Source organism: Vibrio sp. ZOR0018 (assembly GCF_963865925.1).
Taxonomy (GTDB): Bacteria; Pseudomonadota; Gammaproteobacteria; order Enterobacterales; family Vibrionaceae; genus Vibrio; species Vibrio anguillarum.
Window position 1 is genome coordinate 183,704 of sequence record NZ_CAWMCN010000123.1, and the last position, 17,821, is coordinate 201,524.

Genomic DNA, 17,821 nt, shown 5'->3' on the forward strand with positions numbered 1-17,821 from the left:
CGAAAATGCTCGAAAATTTAACACGATTGTAGGGAATATCTCGAGTCAATTAAAGCGATTACATGGGCTAGCTTAGAAATAATCGTTATATAGCCAAACTAAGCAATGATGGGACTTGGCTAATAAGTCAGCCAACGTGTTTTTAAGCAATTTCGGCCGCTGGCTTTAGCCGCATAAAGCAGTTGGTCGACTTCTTCACACAATGCTTGGAGATCTAAATCCGTATTCGTTGCGGTCAACACGCCAAAACTCGAAGTGACGGATACCGATTCTCGTGATTCGGTTACAAAATGGTGATCTTCAATTTTTCGGCGCAAGGTTTCGGCAATTTCGCTAGCGACGCTTAAGTCAGTGTCGGGTAGTAAGATGAGAAACTCTTCCCCACCGTAGCGAGCGACAACATCGGAAGAGCGTACCGATGACTTAAAGATAGCCGCAATTTCCACTAATACTTGATCGCCAAAGGGGTGGCCGTAGGTATCATTAATGACTTTAAAATAATCAATATCGGTCAAAATAAGGCTAATCGGTTTTGCATCTTCATTATGTTGGATCTGTTCGTCTAATTGCGCTGAGTCGAATGGTTCGGCGTTTTTTTTAGGTGAAGATTGACCTTTGAACCAAGTCTGTTGCCACATCAAAATCCGTTGTGCGAGTTTAATAAGCGCTTCGCTACTATTTTGGTAAGATTTGGATTGATGTTTTGCAAATCGTTCTTCCATGTAGCGTCGATTATACAAGCCAGTCAAGGTGTCCGTTTTGGCAAGCATGCCCATTTTGATGCGAGAGCGGTTGGCCCAGATAAATATGACCAATAATCCGATTAATGCAAGAGCAAGGAAAAAGACGATTTCACCTAATAGATGAAACGTTTTCTGATGGTTTTCAATCTCTAGCTTTTGAAGTACGTTGTTCCAGTTTAGATCCTGATTTTCATATTGTAGACGCTCAAGATCAAACAACATTTGTTGTCTCTGTAAGTTCTCTATCTGTTCAACATTGCGAAGTGTGAGCGATCGTAAATGATAAAAATCATAAGTTTCATAGGCTTGTTTGTAGTTATTTTGCCCAGCATAAGCCTGTGCTGCCACTTTTAACAACTCTATCTGTTGAATAAGTAGATTTGATCTTTGCTTGATATGCACAATGAGTGGTTCTACAAATTCAATCACTTCACCGTAGCGTTTTTGTTCCAATAGATCTTGTGTTTGTAATAGCTGAAAAGTGGCAAGGTAGCCTGGTTGGCTTTCTCGGTACTGCAGTTCCTCTGCTTTTTTCAAGAAAAAGCGCATTTGATCTCGGTTGTTGGTATCTCGATAAAGCCGTGCAAGTTCGATGTTAATACGAAAGCGATGTCGCCCGTCACCCAGTATTTGTGCTAGCTTGAGTGCGGTTTTATAGGTTTCGATCGCCGCCGTGATTTGATTACGTGACTCTTGCAACTTAGAGATGTCGAGTAAGCTAACCAATTGGCTATAAGACATTTTACGCTGCTTGAAGTAACTGTAGGAATTTTCAAGTAACAGTTGTGAACGATCAAAATCTTGTAGCTGAACCAGTATTTGACCTAGACCGTGAGATATTCTCTCCATTAACTCTTTGTTATCAATGGATTTTGCTGTATCAATTGAGGTCATTATTGCGGCGTACGATTTTTTAAACTCGCCTTGCTCTTGGTAATAGAGGCTTTTAGCTAGTAATACTTCTGATTCGATTTGTGCATTGTGATCGTTTCCTGCTTCAACTAACAGTGCGTCAAGTTTCGGCAACACGTCGACTTTTTGGTGCCGTAAAGCTTGAATCTCTCTTAGTTTGAGAGTGAGCGTTTCAACGTTGGTGTGTTCTGTTCGCTTTAATCCTAATTGTGCCGCTTCTAAGCTCCTATCATATTCCTCTAGTAGCCCATATACAGTGACTTTGGCCAAATAGTAACGAACAACGAGAGCGGAAGGCTGTGACAATATGATGTAGTCTTCTTCTAGTTCACTAATTTGTGCTTTTGCCTTGATCGGTAGTGAATAGGTGATCTGCTCAATGCCCTCCAATGCTTGGAGAAATTTATCTTTAGGATCCATAGCCGCATAGGCATTGATTACACTGAAACCTAATGCGATGAAAGTCCACAGTGTGACTTTAATACTAGAGTTCACGAGTTGAGGATCTCCTTATCAGTTGAGCGATGTTTCAACTAAGTCTTAATAGTCAAATATATCAATTAGTTTGATGATCTAGTATTAACTTTAGTCTAATTTTTGGCATGGCTTACTACTTAAATGGTGCTAATTTCGAGTTAATGAGATGCTATATGGCTCATGGATTAATACATGCTAAATTTAGTCGAATCGAGCTGATAAATTAGTTACTGATATTTCCTTTAAACCCGCCCATGGTCTACATACCATTCCCACATCATCCTAATGTTGGTAATTCATTGTTTTTAAAAGCTTATTAACCTTGAAGTAGTGAGCTTGTCTAAAAATCGCTATGTGTCATGCTCGCTATTGGATGTTAATTCTCATTTTTGTTATTATTTAAGTATTAAATTTTGTATTGCTAGTCACATACAGATATAACATTCATTTTTACTTGAATGTGCACTATTAGTGCGTATCCTTAATGTAAATTAATTGTTAATTTAATGTATCCAGTCATTTAATTAAGGAGCTGGTGATGTTAGCTGTACACGAAAACACTTTACAGATTACGCAATTAAGTAAAAAAGCGATTCAACAACTTGCTCCCTCCTTTGCGCAATTACCACATACGGAGCATGCTGATGGTCAGTATCGTTTACGGCGCTACTCTGTGGTTCAATTTAGCAAAGGGAAAGTCGAGGCGTTGGACAAGCATGACTTTATGCAAACCGATCAAATCAATCATTTTCAAGGCAACATTAAGCGTCATTTCGATCCTATTTTACCCTCTACGTTACAAAGTGAAGGGATGAGAGAAGTGTGCGAGGTGTTTGTGAGTACGAATGGTCTGCCTAATGGGCAAGAGATTGAAATCCATCAGATCCGAATTGCTGCTGTGTTTGATGAGACGCAAGTCGCGCCAGAAGGTGTCCATCAAGACGGTTTTGATCATATTGCGTTGGTGGGGGTGAATCGCCACAACATCGTCGGCGGTGAAATTATGCTGTATCAAGACTGCCATGAAGCCCCTTTCTTTCGGAAAGTGTTAGAAAATGGTGAGATTGCGATGCTCGCGGACAGTAAGTTATGGCATAACGCTTGTCCTATTCGCTCAATTGAGCATGGGCAAGAAGGTCATATGGATGTTTTTGTGTTAACCGCTAAGGATGGCCGAAATGATCTTCACTCCTGAAAAAGTGCGTACGCAGTTTAGTGCTTTGTCGCAAAAATATCATGGTAAGTCAGTGAGTTTCTTAGATGGTCCAGGTGGCTCGCAAGTACCTAAGTCGGTAATAGAAAAAATGAGTGAATATCTGGGCCATTTTAACTCTAATTTGGGCGGACACTATTTTTCAAGCCAAATCACCACTGATTTAATGCAGCAGGCTCGTGAGTCGGTGCAAGCGCTTCTGAACGCTGAGTCATCAGGAAATATTGTATTTGGCGCGAATATGACCTCGTTGACTTTTCAGCTAAGTCGAGCCATTAGCCGAGATTGGCAAGCGGGCGATGAAGTGATTGTTACTGCGCTTGACCATTACTCCAATGTCTCCAGTTGGCAGCAAGCGGCGCAGGATAAGCACGTTACAGTGCACCAGGTAAAGGTGAACCAACAAGATTGTACTTTGGATGTTGAGCACTTACTGTCATTGCTCAACCCTAAAACAAAGCTGGTCGCGGTCACTTATGCTTCGAATACCACAGGATCTATTGTCGATGTTAAACGCATTGTGGATGCGGCGCATCAAGTCGGCGCGATGGTGTATGTGGATGCCGTTCACTATGCTCCGCACCATTTGATTGATGTACAAGAATTAGGCTGTGATTTTTTAACCTGTTCGGCATATAAGTTTTTTGGTCCACACGTTGGTATCGCTTATATCGCTTCGCAGTGGTTACATGCACTTAAACCCTACAAAGTTGAACCTGCAACCAATATTGGTCCGGGACGTTTTGAAACGGGTACGCAGAGTTTTGAAGGTTTGGCAGGCGTGATTGCTGCAGTGGAATATTTGGCGCAATGGGGAGACGAGAGTGGCTCGTTAAGAGAGCGTTTGATCGATAGTTTCATTCAATACAACCAGCATGAACGCCAATTGAGTGAGTATTTTCTGTATAAACTTAAAGGATTGAGTTCGGCTAAGCTCTATGGCCTGACCAAGGCTAACAGTGAGCTACGTACACCGACCTTTGCCATTCGCTTAGCTAATCACCATCCAGAATTTGTGGCCAAAACATTGGGCGAGCATAATATTTGTGTGTGGAATGGGCATTTCTATGCGCTTGGTTTAGTGCGTCAGTTAGATCTTGAAAACAGCGGTGGAGTTGTCCGTATCGGTTTTATGCACTACAACACGCGCAGTGAAATTGACGCTTTGTTTGATGTCTTATCCACACTAGCGTAACCAAAGTGGCCCGGAAATCTGTCGAAAGAAAGATTTCTGGAGCACAGTGCCTTTTTTAGCTTTCATCTTCGGTTGGCTCTAAGGGTAACTCTTCGATCACAATTGGCTCTTTGGGACCTAAAAATTTAGGTTGAGTATTCGTGATATAGAGATCTAAGAATGCTTTCGTACGAGCAAAGACCTCACGCAGCCTCACTTTAAAACCAGAACGAGTTGTTGGCCCTGCAACCGCTAAACACTGAGCATTAATGTTATGGTAGTTGGCAATAAAGAGTGCTCGCTCACAATGAAATTGTTGAGAGATGATCAAAAAATTGTCGGTTTCGAAAATACGTTTTGCGCGAACAATGGAGTCCAAAGTACGAAACCCTGCATAATCTAAGTAAATATGTTCACTCGGGATCCCTGCGCGCAGCAGATCGCGTTTCATCGTCCACGGTTCATTGTACGAACGGTGAGCATTATCACCACTGAGTAAAAACCCTTTTACCTTGCCTTGCTCATACAAAGCGATCGCGGCTTCAATTCGGTGGGTGTAGTAGTCATTGAGCGTTTTACCCAAGTACTTACTGGTTCCAAGTACAACAGCGACTTGGAATTGACCGACTTGATTTTGCTCGGTGACGATTTGTTTTTCGGCTTGCCAACTGACCCAGCGATCAATGCCAAGCACAAAAAGGCTTGAAATGAACAACAGTACAAACACGTGGCGAAGCAGCGTGTTAACCCGCTTTTTCCAAACAGGGCGAGAGTGATTTGAAGATGAAAATTTTAACACTAAATTTGACGGTTCCTTTGTGCCCAGATCCCGATGGCAATAAAGCAGAGCATAATAATGCTAAACATCATGCCTGATTCTAACTGCGAAAGTGTCCGAGCAAGGTAAGGGCTCGCTTTGATGATCACCAAACCGTAGCCGAAAGCGTTAATCAATATAAACGTAAATGTGCGAACGACAAAGTGTTGGTTGCGCATTAGCTTGCGCATCGCGGCGTTAATCTCCCCACCGAGCATTACGAGCAAACAAGCGATCAATGCGGTTGATATCTCCGTTAAATACGGTGATAAGTAATGCCCTGCGGGCGCTAAAAAGTTCATCATATTGACTCACAGAAAAAGCCCCTAAACATCAGCCGAAGCTTAGGGGCAGCAGAGTAGGAGCTTAGAAAGCAGTGCGTTTGTAGCGGCGGTATACTGGCTGCCAAAAATGCTGCTCAATGGCGGTTTCTAACACATCATCTGGGATCTCCAGTGCAACGCCTTGCTCAATTGCTTTTTTCGCTACCGCAAACGCAATTTTCTTGGAAACGGAGTGAATGGCTTCCAGTGGTGGAAGTAACGCACCATGCCCATTAAGCGCCAGAGGTGAACAGTTGGCGAGTGCGCGGCTTGATTCCATCAGCATCTCATCAGTAACTCGACGAGCATTGACCGCCAGTACGCCTAAGCCGATACCAGGGAAAATATAGCTATTGTTGCATTGTGCAATTGGGTAGGTTTTACCGTTATGCAACACGGGAGCAAACGGGCTGCCTGTGGCGACGAGTGCTTCACCGTTGGTCCAACGGATAATGTCATTGGGCGTCGCTTCAACACGGCTGGTTGGGTTCGATAGTGGGAAAATAATCGGGCGTGGGCAGTGTTTATGCATCTCTGTGATAATCTCTTCACTGAATAATCCCGGAGCCCCAGAAACACCGACCAACACCGTTGGCTTGCCATTTTTCATTACTTCCAATAATGAGAAACCATTACCTTCTGTATTCCAATTATGCGTGTCTTTGTTTTTTTGCACGAGGCGCTGTTGGAAATCAAGTAGGTTAGGCATTCCTTCTTGCAGCAGACCCCAGCGGTCAACCATATAGACTTGAGAACGAGCTTGAGCATCTGAAATACCTTCTGACACCATTTGCGCGATGATTGCTTCGGCAATACCACAGCCTGCAGAGCCCGCACCAAGAAAAGCGATACGTTGCTCGGAGAGTTGACTGCCCGCGGCTTTGCATGCGGCCAATAGCGAACCTACAGTTACCGCCGCAGTGCCTTGAATGTCATCGTTAAAACAACAAATACGGTTTTTATAACGCTCTAATAGTGGCATTGCGTTCTTTTGTGCAAAATCTTCAAATTGGATTAGTGCATCAGGCCAGCGACGTTGCACCGCTTGGATGAACTCTTCTACAAATGCATCATATTCAGCCCCAGTAATCCGAGGGTGACGCCAGCCCATGTACATCGGGTCAGCCAAGCGCTGTGGGTTATTGGTTCCAACATCGAGCACGACCGGTAAAGTATAAGCAGGGCTAATACCACCACATGCGGTATAAAGTGCCAGTTTGCCGATAGGAATACCCATGCCACCAATTCCTTGGTCGCCCAAGCCGAGAATGCGTTCACCATCGGTCACTACGATAACTTTTACGTTATGGTTCGCTGCATTATTGAGTAAGTCATCGATGCGATCTCGATTCGGAAAGGAAATGAACAGACCGCGGCCGCGACGATAAATATTTGAAAAGTTTTCACACGCGGCACCCACCGTTGGTGTGTAGATGATGGGCATCATCTCAGTGATGTGGTTTTGTACTAAACGATAGAATAAGGTTTCGTTGGTATCTTGAATATTACGCAGATAGATATGCTTATCCATATCACTTTCAAAGCTGCAGTATTGTTGGTATGCGCGAACAACTTGTTCTTGTATCGTTTCCGTCGTTTCAGGAAGCAGGCCTTCTAAGTTGAAGGAACTGCGCTCTTCAGCACAAAATGCACTGCCTTTATTGAGCAAAGGCGTGCTGAGTAGAGCGGGGCCCGCATAGGGAATATAAAGAGGGCGTTTATCATTATTCATTGTCGGCCTATTTTAGGGTAGAAGGGAACTCAAAAATGATAACGGTTTACTCATGAGATTGTAAATAGACGAGCGGCGACACATGGCACAGAATACTGAAGAATGCCGATAAAAACGGTAGAATTCTCCGTGTTAATTGCTGAGGGCACCAATGTATACATTTTTGTCTATTGGTCTCCTTAAGCAGAGATTTCAAAAGTAGTGTTGAGCGATGATCACTTTAAGTGATAAAGCCACTTTTTGTTCACGGTTTGAAATATTAATCAATCAGACACATATGTCAGTAAGTCTGTTTATGCCTTGTTACAAATCTGGTTTTGATATAGCCAATCCATTCGGTTTTAAGGCATAAAAGACTGTTTTTTTATATCCTATTGCTATATGAACAATCATGGATGATATTGAGTACAGTGTGCTGCCAATTTGTCGGGGGACAAAATGAATACACAAGAAAGGAGACGGGTGGTGTTTGATTACACTACATTTCTTGGTGCGTCATGTAATAAGAAATGGACATTCCTCGAAGCCATGACGTCATTTGCACCGATTTTTGGTACGGTATGGAAAGACAGCATTAAAGAATTATCAAGCCCAGAGGATCGCCTATGGGAAATGGCGTTGAAGTCGTTATCAACACGCCGTAGTGATGAAGCGAATTTAATTTCACTGGTGAGATTGGCGAAATTAGAGGGGATTGAAGAGCTAAAATTAGTAATGCCGTATGCGTTGGATTCTGAACAGATCCAATTGATTCAAAATAAAAGCCAATCTTTGATAAAAAATACAAAACCAGATGAATTTCTTATCACCCTGTAAGGGTATAAACAGATAACGGGGCATATTTAATGCCCCGTTATTGTTGAGTACTAGTCAATCAAGCCATATTGAGAACGCAGGATCGTAATGATCTCTTGCTTTGGATTTTGGCTTAATACGATCGGTTGGCCAACAATTTTCTCTGCAATCGCAAGATAGGTGTTGGAAATATCCATTAATGCAGCCAAAGGCAGCGCATTATCACGTGCAAGCGCTTCTCGCTCAGCCATCCGTTCTTTGTTGAGTAAAATATCTGGGTCAGGGAAGTAGTTGAGCAAGAATTGACGAAAACCCTCTTTCGAATTTTCCACAATACGTCCTTGCTGATAGGAAGCGCTGTCCCAGATGCGAGAAGAGTCCGGCGTACCTACTTCATCCATATAAATGAGTTTCTCAACGCCGTTGGCATCGGTGACATAACCAAACTCAAACTTGGTATCGACGAAAATTTGCTCTACTTGGCAGAGTGCATGGCTAATGACGCCAAAGCCTTCTTTTAATAGCTTTTCATACAAGGCAATATCTTCGACACGACTGAAGTTAAAAGCGGCAAAATTCTCTTCAATATTATGACGTGAGATATTGACATCATCGGCTTCTGGAACACCGGGAATGCCTTTTAAGATGCCTTTGGTTGATGGTGTAATGAGCAGTTCTGGCAGTTTTTTATCTTTCTGCAAGCTTTCTGGTAATTGAATACCACAAAAATCTCGTTCACCTTTTTCGTAAGCACGCCACATTGAACCGGTAATATACTGGCGACAAATCGCTTCAATTTTGATTGGCTTGGCTTTTTGCACAATCCATACAAAAGGATGGGGAATATCTAAAATATGGCTATCGGCTAACCCGTTCTCTTGAAATAGCTTAAACCAGTGGTTTGAAATCGCGTTCAATGCCGCGCCCTTACCCGGTACACCTTTGATGCCACCTTCGGCATGCCAGATACAATCAAAAGCAGAAATACGGTCACTGATTACCATAATGGCTAAAGGTGCATCAGGAGCAACGTTGTAACCTTTTTCTTTGATCAAACGCTGGCTATCTTCTGGAGTTAGCCAATAAACAGAGCGAACTTTGCCGCTATGAACAGGTTGGTGAGTGCGAATTGGGAGGTCGTCATTGACGGCAAGGATTTGATCAGCAAGGCTCATTTAGACATTCCTATCTTTTTCAAACGTCATACAGAGAAGATATCGCTTAGCTCAACACTAATAAGGATATCGATAAACTGTGCGCATCATACCAGAACTATTTTCTGCTGCCAGATAAAAAGCAAACGATTGCCTTTTGTTTGAAAAATTAAGCAGTGGTGAGTTGAATTCAGGAGAAAAGATGCAGTTCTGAGCCGATAAAGCGGCAAACATTGAGATAAAAGCGAAGTAAATAGAGGGGCGATAGCTCGCCAAAAGCCACATATGTGACTTTGGCGAGTCGCACTGAGGATTATTAGGTTTAACTGAGTAAAATTAAAATAGTTCCTGTCAGTGTCATCAGTATATTGGCGATAGCATAGGTGCCAGCATAACCCAATGCGGGAATGGTCGATTTTGCGTAGTCGTTAACGATATCCATCGCTGGTGCGCAAGTTCGTGCCCCGATAATCGCACCAAATAGAAGCGCGCGGTTCATTTTCAAAATGTACGCACCGACCAAATAGGCAAAGACGACTGGCACCACACTGACTAAAAATGCAAGGCCGATCACTTGTACCCCCACTTCTGAGAGGTGCTGGAACATTTTCCCGCCAGCACTTAAGCCAATGCCTACCATAAAGAACATCAAACCTAGGTCTTTGACCATATTTAATGCCCCTTGCGGTACATAGCCGAAAGTGGGGTGGTTGGCTCGTAAAAAACCAAGCATAATGCCAGAAAGCAGTAGCCCAACCGCGTTGCCTAAACCGAAGGAGACTTGTCCAAAGGTCATGGTGATCAAACCAAACAAAATGCCGAGAATAAAGAAGCTACAAAAGGCGAGTAAATCGGCCATTTGACTATGGATAGAGATGAAACCGATTTTATCGGCCAAGCCTTGAACACGGCTTTTTTCACCACTGACTTGCAGCACATCACCTTTGGCAAGCACAATGTCTAAGTCCATTGGCATTTCAATTTGTGCGCGTATCACTCGGTTCAGGAAACAGCCATATTCGGATAAATTCAGATCCGATAGGCGTTTACCGGCAATACTGTCACTTTTTACGACAATTTCCTCTTCAGAGATGCGCAAATCAAGTAGGTTGCGATCAAACACCTCTTTGCCATTTCGAAAGCTAGGGTCTAGCCTTGCATGGCTGTCAGGGAAGCCAACCAGTGCAATTTCATCCCCTTCTTGCAAGATGGCGTCACCGTCAGGATGGGCAAGAATGCCATTACGTCGGATGCGTTCAATATAACAACCCGTTTGACGATAAATACCAAGCTCACGTAAATTGCGCCCATCAATCCAGTTGATCAACTCTTGACCAACGCGATAGGCACGGATGATGGGTAAATAGACTTTGCGTTGACCGCTGCCACCCAAACCACGCTCTTGAGCAATCTGTTGAGCAGAATCAGAGAGGTTTTGTTTTTGCAACTTAGGCAGTAACTTGGCAAACATGATCATACTGATAAGGCCAATTAGATAAGCCATCGCATAACCCACCGAAACATTATCTAAAATAAGGGATAAATCCATATTTCTTGGAATGGTGGCTAGCCCGGAGTTTAACGCATCTTGTGCGCCTACTAATACGGGGGTGGAGGTTAATGCACCTGCCATCATACCAGCAGCTAAGCCAAAATCGAGGCCGAGATAATAACTGCCAAAATAGGTAATCCAAGTGGCGGTAATGAGCACCACTAAACTTAAGATGAGATAATGTTTTCCGTCACGGAAAAATATGCCAAAAAAGTTAGGGCCAGCTTCAATGCCGACACAATAGATGAACAGCATGAAACCGATGGTTAAGGCTTCAGCATTGAAGGAAAAACCAAGGTGCCCCATGATGAGAGATGTAATTAACACCCCAATAGAGTTGCCCAGTTGTAAGCTACCAAAACGAATTTTGCCAAAACCAAGGCCAATCGCTAAGACAACAAAAATAAGAAGAATAGGGTTCTGATCAAGCAAAAGTACGACGTCGATATTCACGGCTCAACTCGTTATGTGTGCCAAGTGGGGTAGGTAAAGTGTGGGAATTGTATCTGAATATTGCAAAAAGATAAGTGAAATTTGTGACAATTGACATTTCATTGACCTAATTTGAGAGAAAGAGCCATTTATTTATAAATAGCAAAAACCCGCTAAAAATCAGCGGGTTTTTATGTTTCTTGGTTTTATTCGTCGAATAAGCCTAAATGCTCTTTCGCATAAGCTTCGAAATCAGTACAGCCACCGATGTGTTCTTGATCAATAAAGATTTGTGGCACAGTCTCAACGGGTTTACCCACTGTCTTTTCTAAATCAGCTTTGCTGATGCCTTCCGCGTGAATATCGACATAACGGTAGTTAAAATCATCGCGTTTTAATTTCAATGTTTCGGCGTGTTCTTTTGCGCGAACACAGTAGGGGCAACCAGGGCGGCCAAAAATAACAACGAACATAGCTTTCTCCTTCATTCTTGTTGCATGCAACTATGCCCGATTCAAGGTCGGAAATAAAGTGGCATTCACCAGTTACTTCAATAGGTAAAAGCTATTGCTTATTCCTTAATCAAAGCAAGCTTACCTCTCGATGGTGTTGGGAATAGATCAATAATGGCTTGGCTGTGACATGCCGCATAAACTTGTGTTTTTTATGTGGTTATTTGCTCCACATTGCACTGCATCAAAAAATTTTTTTAACGATAGGTGCACTCTAAACAGAGCTAATCTAGATGAGAGAAAAGGGAGTTATTCATGTTCCAATTTATGACGGCGACGCGGATCATTTTTGGAGAAGGAGCGTTATTGAATTCACTTTCTGTTCTCAACCAATATGGCTATAGCGTACTGCTGGTTTCGGGAAAAGAACAACAACGAGCTTCCCCTATTGTTCAATACCTGAAAATGCAGAATATGCGCTATCAGCATGTAGCTATTGTTGGTGAACCTAATATTACCATGGTGGAGGAAACGGCCATTTTAGGCCGACGTTTTCAACCGGACATGGTCGTTGCTATTGGTGGCGGTAGTGTGATTGATATGGGCAAGGCACTCGCGGCAATCATTCCTAACCAAGGTAACGTTTATGATTATGTGGAAGTGGTTGGCCGAAATGTGCCGTTAAAGACAAAACCGTTGCCATTTATTGCTATTCCAACCACCGCCAGTACGGGATCCGAAGTCACGCGTAATGCTGTGTTGAAATCGGGACAAGACAAAGTAAAAGTAAGCTTGCGCAGCCCAGATATGCTGGCAGATGTTGCGATTGTTGACCCCACGTTGACCTATGGTACCGACAGTTACACCTCTGGCAGAGGCGCAATGGATGCTTTTACGCATTTAATGGAAGCCTATGTGTGTGGTGAACCCAATCCACTCACCGATATGGTGTGTGAAGAGGGGTTGCGCAAACTCAGTCGTTCTATATTGCCAGCGTGTCGAAAAGATGATCATAAAGCGCGAGCGGATCTCTCTTTTGCAGCAATGCTTGGAGGAATGGCAATTACCAATGCAAAACTTGGCGCGGCACATGGCTTGGCATCGGCATTGGGAGGGAAACTTGATGCTCCACACAGCGTGATCACGGCGCGTTTGGCCCCTCATGTTATGCGAGAAAACATTCGAGCAGCGCAAAAAGCAGGGCGAAATGATGTACTTACACGTTATAAAAAAAATCGCTCAAATTGTGACTGGCAGAACAAATGTTCACGTTGAAGATGGCGTGCTGTGGGTGAAAATGATGTTAGATAAGTTGCAACTGCCTAAACTCAACCAGTTTGGTGTGTGCAATACGTCGTTTGAGCGCGTGGCGTTAGATGCTTTAAAGTCGGTCGCGATTAAAGGTAACCCTTTGCCTTTAACACAAGAAAGGTTAATCCATATATTAAATCAAGTTTGCGAGTGCCAAGGTGAGTGTGAGGAGTGGCAACCGAATTCATCCAATCAGGTAGAAGTTAGGCATGATCCAGTCGCGCCTGAAAGTAGCAAGCAAAGTTGATAAAAAAACGGAGCAATTGAGCTCCGTTCTAACGATTATTTTAGGATCGCGATTATCTTAGAACTGTGACAGCTTATCGTAGCGCGAGTCTTTTAGTACATCCTTGACGCGTTTAAGATTTTCACGAAAACCAGAGCCACGGCGCAGGGTGAAACCAGTAGCCAGTACATCAATTACCGTCATTTGCACCACACGGCTTGCCATGGGCATATAGACGTCAGTATCTTCAGGTACGTCAAGAGAGATCGACAACGAGCTTGCTTTGTCCAGCGGTGAATCTTTTGCCGTAATCGCAATGACAGTCGCACCATTTTCGCGCGCAAGATTGGCGATTTCCACTTGGCTTTTAGTACGACCTGTATGCGAAATCAAAACAATTACGTCATTGTCGGTACAGTTGATACAACTCATGCGTTGCATCACGATATCTTCAAAGCAAGTGATCGGAATGTTAAAGCGAATAAATTTGTTTTGGGCATCTTTTGCTACAGCAGAAGAGGCTCCTAAACCGAAGAAAGAGATCCGTTTTGCTTGTGTGAGTAAGTCAACGGCACGGTTAATTTGCATTGGATCCAAGCTGTTTTTAGCCACATCCAAACACGCCATAGTCGATTCGAAAATCTTATGGGTGTAGGCGTCTGGGCCATCATCTTCTTCAACATTTCGGTTTACATACGGAGTTCCGTTAGCAAGGCTTTGCGCTAAATGAAGCTTAAAGTCGGGAAAGCCTTTGGTGTCGAGTCGTCGACAAAAGCGGTTTACCGTTGGTTCACTGACATCGGCCATTTTGGCGAGTGTCGCAATACTTGAGTGAATCGCGGTTTGGGGCGAAGCCATAATTACTTCGGCGACTTTACGTTCCGACTTGCTAAAGTTTTCCAGATTTTTTTGAATTTTTTCTAATGTATTCATAGTGTTCACGCGGGCGAAGAGAACAACTCGTTGGTTTTACCCGGTCGCCCTTTGGGGGGATTGGAAATAACACATTTCCAAAAAGGTAAGTTAAACCAACGCCATGCAATGAGTATAAACCTAGGATGTAGATTTCCGTAACAATTCAAGTTAACAATTGATGAGAACATGACAAGCCTCAAACAAAATTTCATGAAAACTACAGCATTTAGATTTAAATCGATGATTAATGGAAATTTCTAGCTCATTAATGATGTATTAGTTACAGCAAAAAGAAATAAATTTTCAATTCGCTGTAACTTATAGGGATTCTAGCTGATGATTCTTTGAGCAAGCAGCTCAATTTTGGCCATCAAATTAGGCGCTAGCGTGGCAATATGTCGCTGCTCATCTAAGATCGAGTGCAAGATAGCATGTGTTGTTAGCGGGTTGGCTAGTACCACGCGAAATACGATGGTATCAAGCTTGTCCCAGCGTTCTGGGTTTAAACGGGTTCGAGAGACAAATGAACGCCCCGTTTCCCTTTGTTTTTTCTGCACAAACTGGGTGATTTCATTTAGCAACGCGTTCAGTTCTGCTTTTTGATTGGGCAAGGCTTGTTGCAGTGCTTGGCGAACAAAAGCAGGAATATAACGATAGGTTAAAAGACACAGTTCGGGTTCAGAAATCAGCTCAAAATCGTCTTGTTCTTTAATTAGATCGGCGAAATAGCGAGCTTTAGCTAGGCTTTGGTCAATCAATAATTCGTAGCCAGGGCGACTAATAATGTGCATGCTAGCGTACACCAACATGGCCATACCTGAACGAGAACCTTCTAACGTATGGCTGCCTAGATCTTTTGAACCTTTCCGCAAAATATACTGCGCATGGTGCTCAATTGAATGCATAGCATCAGGCTTTTTGAATAGTACCATGCCTGCACCCATAGGGATGTAGAGCTGTTTATGTGCATCAATCGTGACGGAGTCAGCCAACTCAATACCATTGAGTAAGTGTCGGTGATTATTCGACATTAATGTTGCACCGCCCCAAGCGGCGTCTACGTGAAAATGACAACCTTCTTGCTGGCAAATATTGGCGATATCTCTTAAGGGATCAATATTGCCCGTTTCTGTCGTTCCGGCGACGCCAACAACCGCAAAAGGTTTAATTTTCTGGCTTTTTAGGTGTGCCATTTGGGCTTTCAAATCTTGTGGGCATAAGCGGTTGTTGTGGTCGGTTTTTACACAAACCAAGCCTTCTTGGCCGATACCCAATATGTCAGCGGCTTTCTTTAAAGAGTAATGGCCACGATCAGACACTAAAATGGCTAACCCGTGGTAACCATAATGACGCATGGCTTTAAACAGCCCCTCTTTTTCGACGCCTTGGAAATCACCATCGGCTTTCAAAGCATTATTACGAGCCACCCACAATGCCGTGATATTGGCAATTGTTCCGCCAGAGCAAAATGCACCGAGCGAATGATTAGCGCTATGCATCCATTGGCTGTAAAAAGCGTCGTTTTTTTGATAGATCAAACGATGCAACATACCCAAAACCTGCCGTTCTAGCGGTGTAAACGCTTTTGACGTTTCAATTTTGACTAAGTTTTGATTCAGCGCAATCATGATCTTTGATAACGGCATCAAGAAATATGGCAGTGCAGATGTCATATGACCAATAAAGCTAGGAGCCGAGGTATGCACTGAATGAGCGACTAAATTATCCAACAAATGCTGAGTATGTTCTGAAACGAACTCCGGTGACTCTGGAATTTGCGGATTAGAGAAATCTTTTTCGATCTCTTTGAGTGGTTTTTCTTCAGCGACAATATGTTCACGCAAGAAGAGGTTCAAATTGCGCGATAGCTCTTGGTCTATTTTTGTCAGTGTTGAGTCGGGGCCTTCGGGCACAGTGAAGATCCGTAACAAGCTCTCGAAACTCACATTTGCAGTTTTTTGTTCTGATACCATACAGCTTCGTTATTTTGATTTTATGGAATGCGAGCGGCACAATCTAAACGAAAACGGGACAGTTGTCCCGTCTTAATTCGGCTAGAGTAGAGGCGGCGACTAGTTACAGACTTTCTTTTCGATCAAGGCGATGGCATCGTTATATTTATTCAACGCAGCTTCGATCTGCTTCGGATGACTGAGCAATTCGGCTAAAGCTGAACGTAATTCATAGTTTTTTTCGTTAGGCTTTGCTTGGCGATCTTCATAGGTGATTTTAGCAATGTGGCCGAGATCATCACTGCGTGAGGCCAATACTTTAATGTCGTGCTGTTCTAGTTTTAACCAAGCTTCTACAGGTTGCGAGGTGGCGACTTTCGAAGGATCGTTGCTTAGGTAATAATGGACTGCCGCACGGCTTAATTCAAAGTGATGCTGGCGTCCTTGCAGAAACCATTGGCTAACTTCAGTAAGTTCAGGATATTGCGCGGTCGTTAAGTCTGCGAGATCACTATACCAATGGAGAGACGCGTCGACATAAGCGTCATATTTTTCGGATAAGCATTGGTTATTAGCAGCGAGAGCAACATTCGCTGAAGTTGAGAGCAGTAGGGCAACGATAACACGTTTCATAAATCTTCCTTTGGGCTTTGTTATTGTGTGGGAGTTTTCTACTCCCTATTGTTAGTTTAAATGAAGGCTAAAGTGATTCCTGAGATCTAGCCTGCAAGTGATACAAAGAACAGCATAAGAATAGGCACCAGTAGGCTGAGAATAAACCCACTGACAATCGCGATCGGTACGCAACGAACCCCGCCAGTTGTCTGGATCACGGGCAAGGTGAAATCCATCGCGGTTGCCCCAGCATAGCCGATGGCAGAGCAAGGTTTGGTTCGGATTAGCATGGGGATCATCACTAAAGCAACCAGTTCTCTAAGTAGCTCTATCATGAAAGAGGCACCACCATAGACTGGGCCGAAAGCATCACCCATTAAAATCCCGGCAAGTGAATACCATCCAAAACCGGAAGCCATGGCTAGTCCTCGATAAATTGGGATATCAAGAATCATGGCCGCAATGATCCCCCCAATCCAAGAGGTCAATATAATGACTAATGCGATGACCATTCCGTATTTATTGAGCAAAATTTGTCGTAGAGTTAAACCACTATTTCTCAACTGAATACCAATAAAGAAAAGTAATACGAACAAGATCCATTCACTGGCGGTGCTCACCCAACTTAAATCGAATCCTAATACAACCCCAAGCGCCAATCCTCCACCGACAACCACAATCAGCTTTACGGATTCTAACGCCATGCTAGATAGTGGCAGTTTTGAATGGTTCGCATCGGTTTTTATGGGTAGAAATTTGTCAATAAAAGGCAAGACCAATAAGTTGCAAGCACCAATCATCAAGAAAAATACGGTGGTAAATTTGAGTATCAACTGTAGGTTACTGCCCAAGTTATCGAGGGCTGCCAAGCTTAAACCCATCAGAAACAGAATGACGTAAACTAACCAAGACGTGGCTTTATTTAATGCTGCTAGCCACTGTTGATTGGCAATAGAAAATAGATACCCCACTATTAGTGGGGCAAAAATAAATAACATCCCTGAGTACATCTCATCCTCTGATTAT

The 17,821-nt window shown here is 43.3% G+C and carries 14 protein-coding genes and 1 pseudogene; 4 read left to right on the forward strand and 11 right to left on the reverse strand.

Going from position 1 to position 17,821, the window contains the following annotated elements; all coding sequences use genetic code 11:
• Window positions 1-119: 119 nt before the first annotated feature.
• Complete coding sequence (locus tag AACR75_RS15215; protein WP_047690844.1) at window positions 120-2,150, reverse strand: GGDEF domain-containing protein; 2,031 nt, start codon at window positions 2,148-2,150, stop codon at window positions 120-122.
• Between the two features lie 520 nt (window positions 2,151-2,670).
• On the opposite strand from AACR75_RS15215, the gene AACR75_RS15220 reads away from it, so the two are divergent.
• The gene (locus AACR75_RS15220) at window positions 2,671-3,327 is read left to right on the forward strand and encodes a 2OG-Fe dioxygenase family protein (protein ID WP_047690846.1); all 657 of its coding nucleotides are present in this window, start codon (window positions 2,671-2,673) and stop codon (window positions 3,325-3,327) included.
• Window positions 3,302-4,540 carry a cysteine desulfurase-like protein gene (locus tag AACR75_RS15225; RefSeq protein ID WP_081989825.1) on the forward strand — a complete coding sequence of 413 codons (1,239 nt, stop codon included), beginning with the start codon at window positions 3,302-3,304 and terminating at the stop codon, window positions 4,538-4,540. Before AACR75_RS15220 ends, AACR75_RS15225 begins: the two co-directional genes overlap by 26 nt.
• A 55-nt stretch (window positions 4,541-4,595) precedes the next feature.
• Here AACR75_RS15225 and AACR75_RS15230 read toward each other — a convergent pair whose 3' ends face one another.
• From AACR75_RS15230 to AACR75_RS15240, 3 genes are all read right to left on the reverse strand, one after another.
• Window positions 4,596-5,345 (reverse strand): SanA/YdcF family protein, encoded by a 750-nt coding sequence (locus AACR75_RS15230; RefSeq protein WP_194662995.1) that lies wholly within the window; start codon window positions 5,343-5,345, stop codon window positions 4,596-4,598.
• Window positions 5,318-5,641 carry a DUF3392 domain-containing protein gene (locus AACR75_RS15235; protein ID WP_017042030.1) on the reverse strand — a complete coding sequence of 108 codons (324 nt, stop codon included), beginning with the start codon at window positions 5,639-5,641 and terminating at the stop codon, window positions 5,318-5,320. Before AACR75_RS15235 ends, AACR75_RS15230 begins: the two co-directional genes overlap by 28 nt.
• 61 nt (window positions 5,642-5,702) lie before the next feature.
• Window positions 5,703-7,391, reverse strand: a complete 1,689-nt coding sequence (locus tag AACR75_RS15240; protein ID WP_047690852.1) for an NAD-dependent malic enzyme — start codon at window positions 7,389-7,391, stop codon at window positions 5,703-5,705.
• A 438-nt stretch (window positions 7,392-7,829) separates the two neighbouring features.
• On the opposite strand from AACR75_RS15240, the gene AACR75_RS15245 reads away from it, so the two are divergent.
• The gene (locus tag AACR75_RS15245) at window positions 7,830-8,207 is read left to right on the forward strand and encodes a hypothetical protein (RefSeq protein ID WP_026028036.1); all 378 of its coding nucleotides are present in this window, start codon (window positions 7,830-7,832) and stop codon (window positions 8,205-8,207) included.
• A 50-nt stretch (window positions 8,208-8,257) separates the two neighbouring features.
• Here the strand turns inward: AACR75_RS15245 and AACR75_RS15250 are convergent, their stop codons facing one another.
• From AACR75_RS15250 to AACR75_RS15260, 3 genes are all read right to left on the reverse strand, one after another.
• Window positions 8,258-9,361 (reverse strand): phosphoribosylaminoimidazolesuccinocarboxamide synthase, encoded by a 1,104-nt coding sequence (locus AACR75_RS15250; protein ID WP_047690854.1) that lies wholly within the window; start codon window positions 9,359-9,361, stop codon window positions 8,258-8,260.
• A gap of 301 nt (window positions 9,362-9,662) precedes the next feature.
• Complete coding sequence (locus AACR75_RS15255) at window positions 9,663-11,345, reverse strand: aspartate:alanine antiporter (RefSeq protein WP_013857120.1); 1,683 nt, start codon at window positions 11,343-11,345, stop codon at window positions 9,663-9,665.
• A gap of 185 nt (window positions 11,346-11,530) precedes the next feature.
• A complete protein-coding gene (locus AACR75_RS15260; protein WP_010320195.1) occupies window positions 11,531-11,797 on the reverse strand; it encodes a GrxA family glutaredoxin in 267 nt (88 codons plus the stop codon).
• 294 nt (window positions 11,798-12,091) lie between these two features.
• On the opposite strand from AACR75_RS15260, the pseudogene AACR75_RS15265 reads away from it, so the two are divergent.
• A pseudogene (locus tag AACR75_RS15265) lies at window positions 12,092-13,334 on the forward strand (iron-containing alcohol dehydrogenase).
• 57 nt (window positions 13,335-13,391) lie between these two features.
• Here the strand turns inward: AACR75_RS15265 and AACR75_RS15270 are convergent.
• From AACR75_RS15270 to AACR75_RS15285, 4 genes are all read right to left on the reverse strand, one after another.
• Window positions 13,392-14,246 (reverse strand): MurR/RpiR family transcriptional regulator, encoded by an 855-nt coding sequence (locus AACR75_RS15270; protein ID WP_010320194.1) that lies wholly within the window; start codon window positions 14,244-14,246, stop codon window positions 13,392-13,394.
• 311 nt (window positions 14,247-14,557) lie between these two features.
• The gene (panP, locus tag AACR75_RS15275; protein WP_047690856.1) at window positions 14,558-16,201 is read right to left on the reverse strand and encodes a pyridoxal-dependent aspartate 1-decarboxylase PanP; all 1,644 of its coding nucleotides are present in this window, start codon (window positions 16,199-16,201) and stop codon (window positions 14,558-14,560) included.
• A gap of 99 nt (window positions 16,202-16,300) precedes the next feature.
• Window positions 16,301-16,813 carry a hypothetical protein gene (locus AACR75_RS15280; protein ID WP_047690858.1) on the reverse strand — a complete coding sequence of 171 codons (513 nt, stop codon included), beginning with the start codon at window positions 16,811-16,813 and terminating at the stop codon, window positions 16,301-16,303.
• 86 nt (window positions 16,814-16,899) lie between these two features.
• Window positions 16,900-17,805: a lysine exporter LysO family protein gene (locus AACR75_RS15285; protein WP_047690860.1), complete on the reverse strand. Its 906-nt coding sequence runs from the start codon at window positions 17,803-17,805 to the stop codon at window positions 16,900-16,902.
• Window positions 17,806-17,821: the final 16 nt, after the last annotated feature.

What these genes read in the sequence shown, in the direction of transcription:
- AACR75_RS15220 (WP_047690846.1), top strand. Translation starts at nt 2,671, where the DNA reads ATGTTAGCTGTACACGAAAACACTTTACAGATTACGCAATTAAGTAAA.
- AACR75_RS15225 (WP_081989825.1), top strand. Translation starts at nt 3,302, where the DNA reads ATGGCCGAAATGATCTTCACTCCTGAAAAAGTGCGTACGCAGTTTAGT.
- AACR75_RS15235 (WP_017042030.1), bottom strand. Translation starts at nt 5,641, where the DNA reads ATGATGAACTTTTTAGCGCCCGCAGGGCATTACTTATCACCGTATTTA.
- AACR75_RS15240 (WP_047690852.1), bottom strand. Translation starts at nt 7,391, where the DNA reads ATGAATAATGATAAACGCCCTCTTTATATTCCCTATGCGGGCCCCGCT.
- AACR75_RS15245 (WP_026028036.1), top strand. Translation starts at nt 7,830, where the DNA reads ATGAATACACAAGAAAGGAGACGGGTGGTGTTTGATTACACTACATTT.
- AACR75_RS15250 (WP_047690854.1), bottom strand. Translation starts at nt 9,361, where the DNA reads ATGAGCCTTGCTGATCAAATCCTTGCCGTCAATGACGACCTCCCAATT.
- AACR75_RS15260 (WP_010320195.1), bottom strand. Translation starts at nt 11,797, where the DNA reads ATGTTCGTTGTTATTTTTGGCCGCCCTGGTTGCCCCTACTGTGTTCGC.
- AACR75_RS15270 (WP_010320194.1), bottom strand. Translation starts at nt 14,246, where the DNA reads ATGAATACATTAGAAAAAATTCAAAAAAATCTGGAAAACTTTAGCAAG.
- panP (WP_047690856.1), bottom strand. Translation starts at nt 16,201, where the DNA reads ATGGTATCAGAACAAAAAACTGCAAATGTGAGTTTCGAGAGCTTGTTA.
- AACR75_RS15280 (WP_047690858.1), bottom strand. Translation starts at nt 16,813, where the DNA reads ATGAAACGTGTTATCGTTGCCCTACTGCTCTCAACTTCAGCGAATGTT.
- AACR75_RS15285 (WP_047690860.1), bottom strand. Translation starts at nt 17,805, where the DNA reads ATGTACTCAGGGATGTTATTTATTTTTGCCCCACTAATAGTGGGGTAT.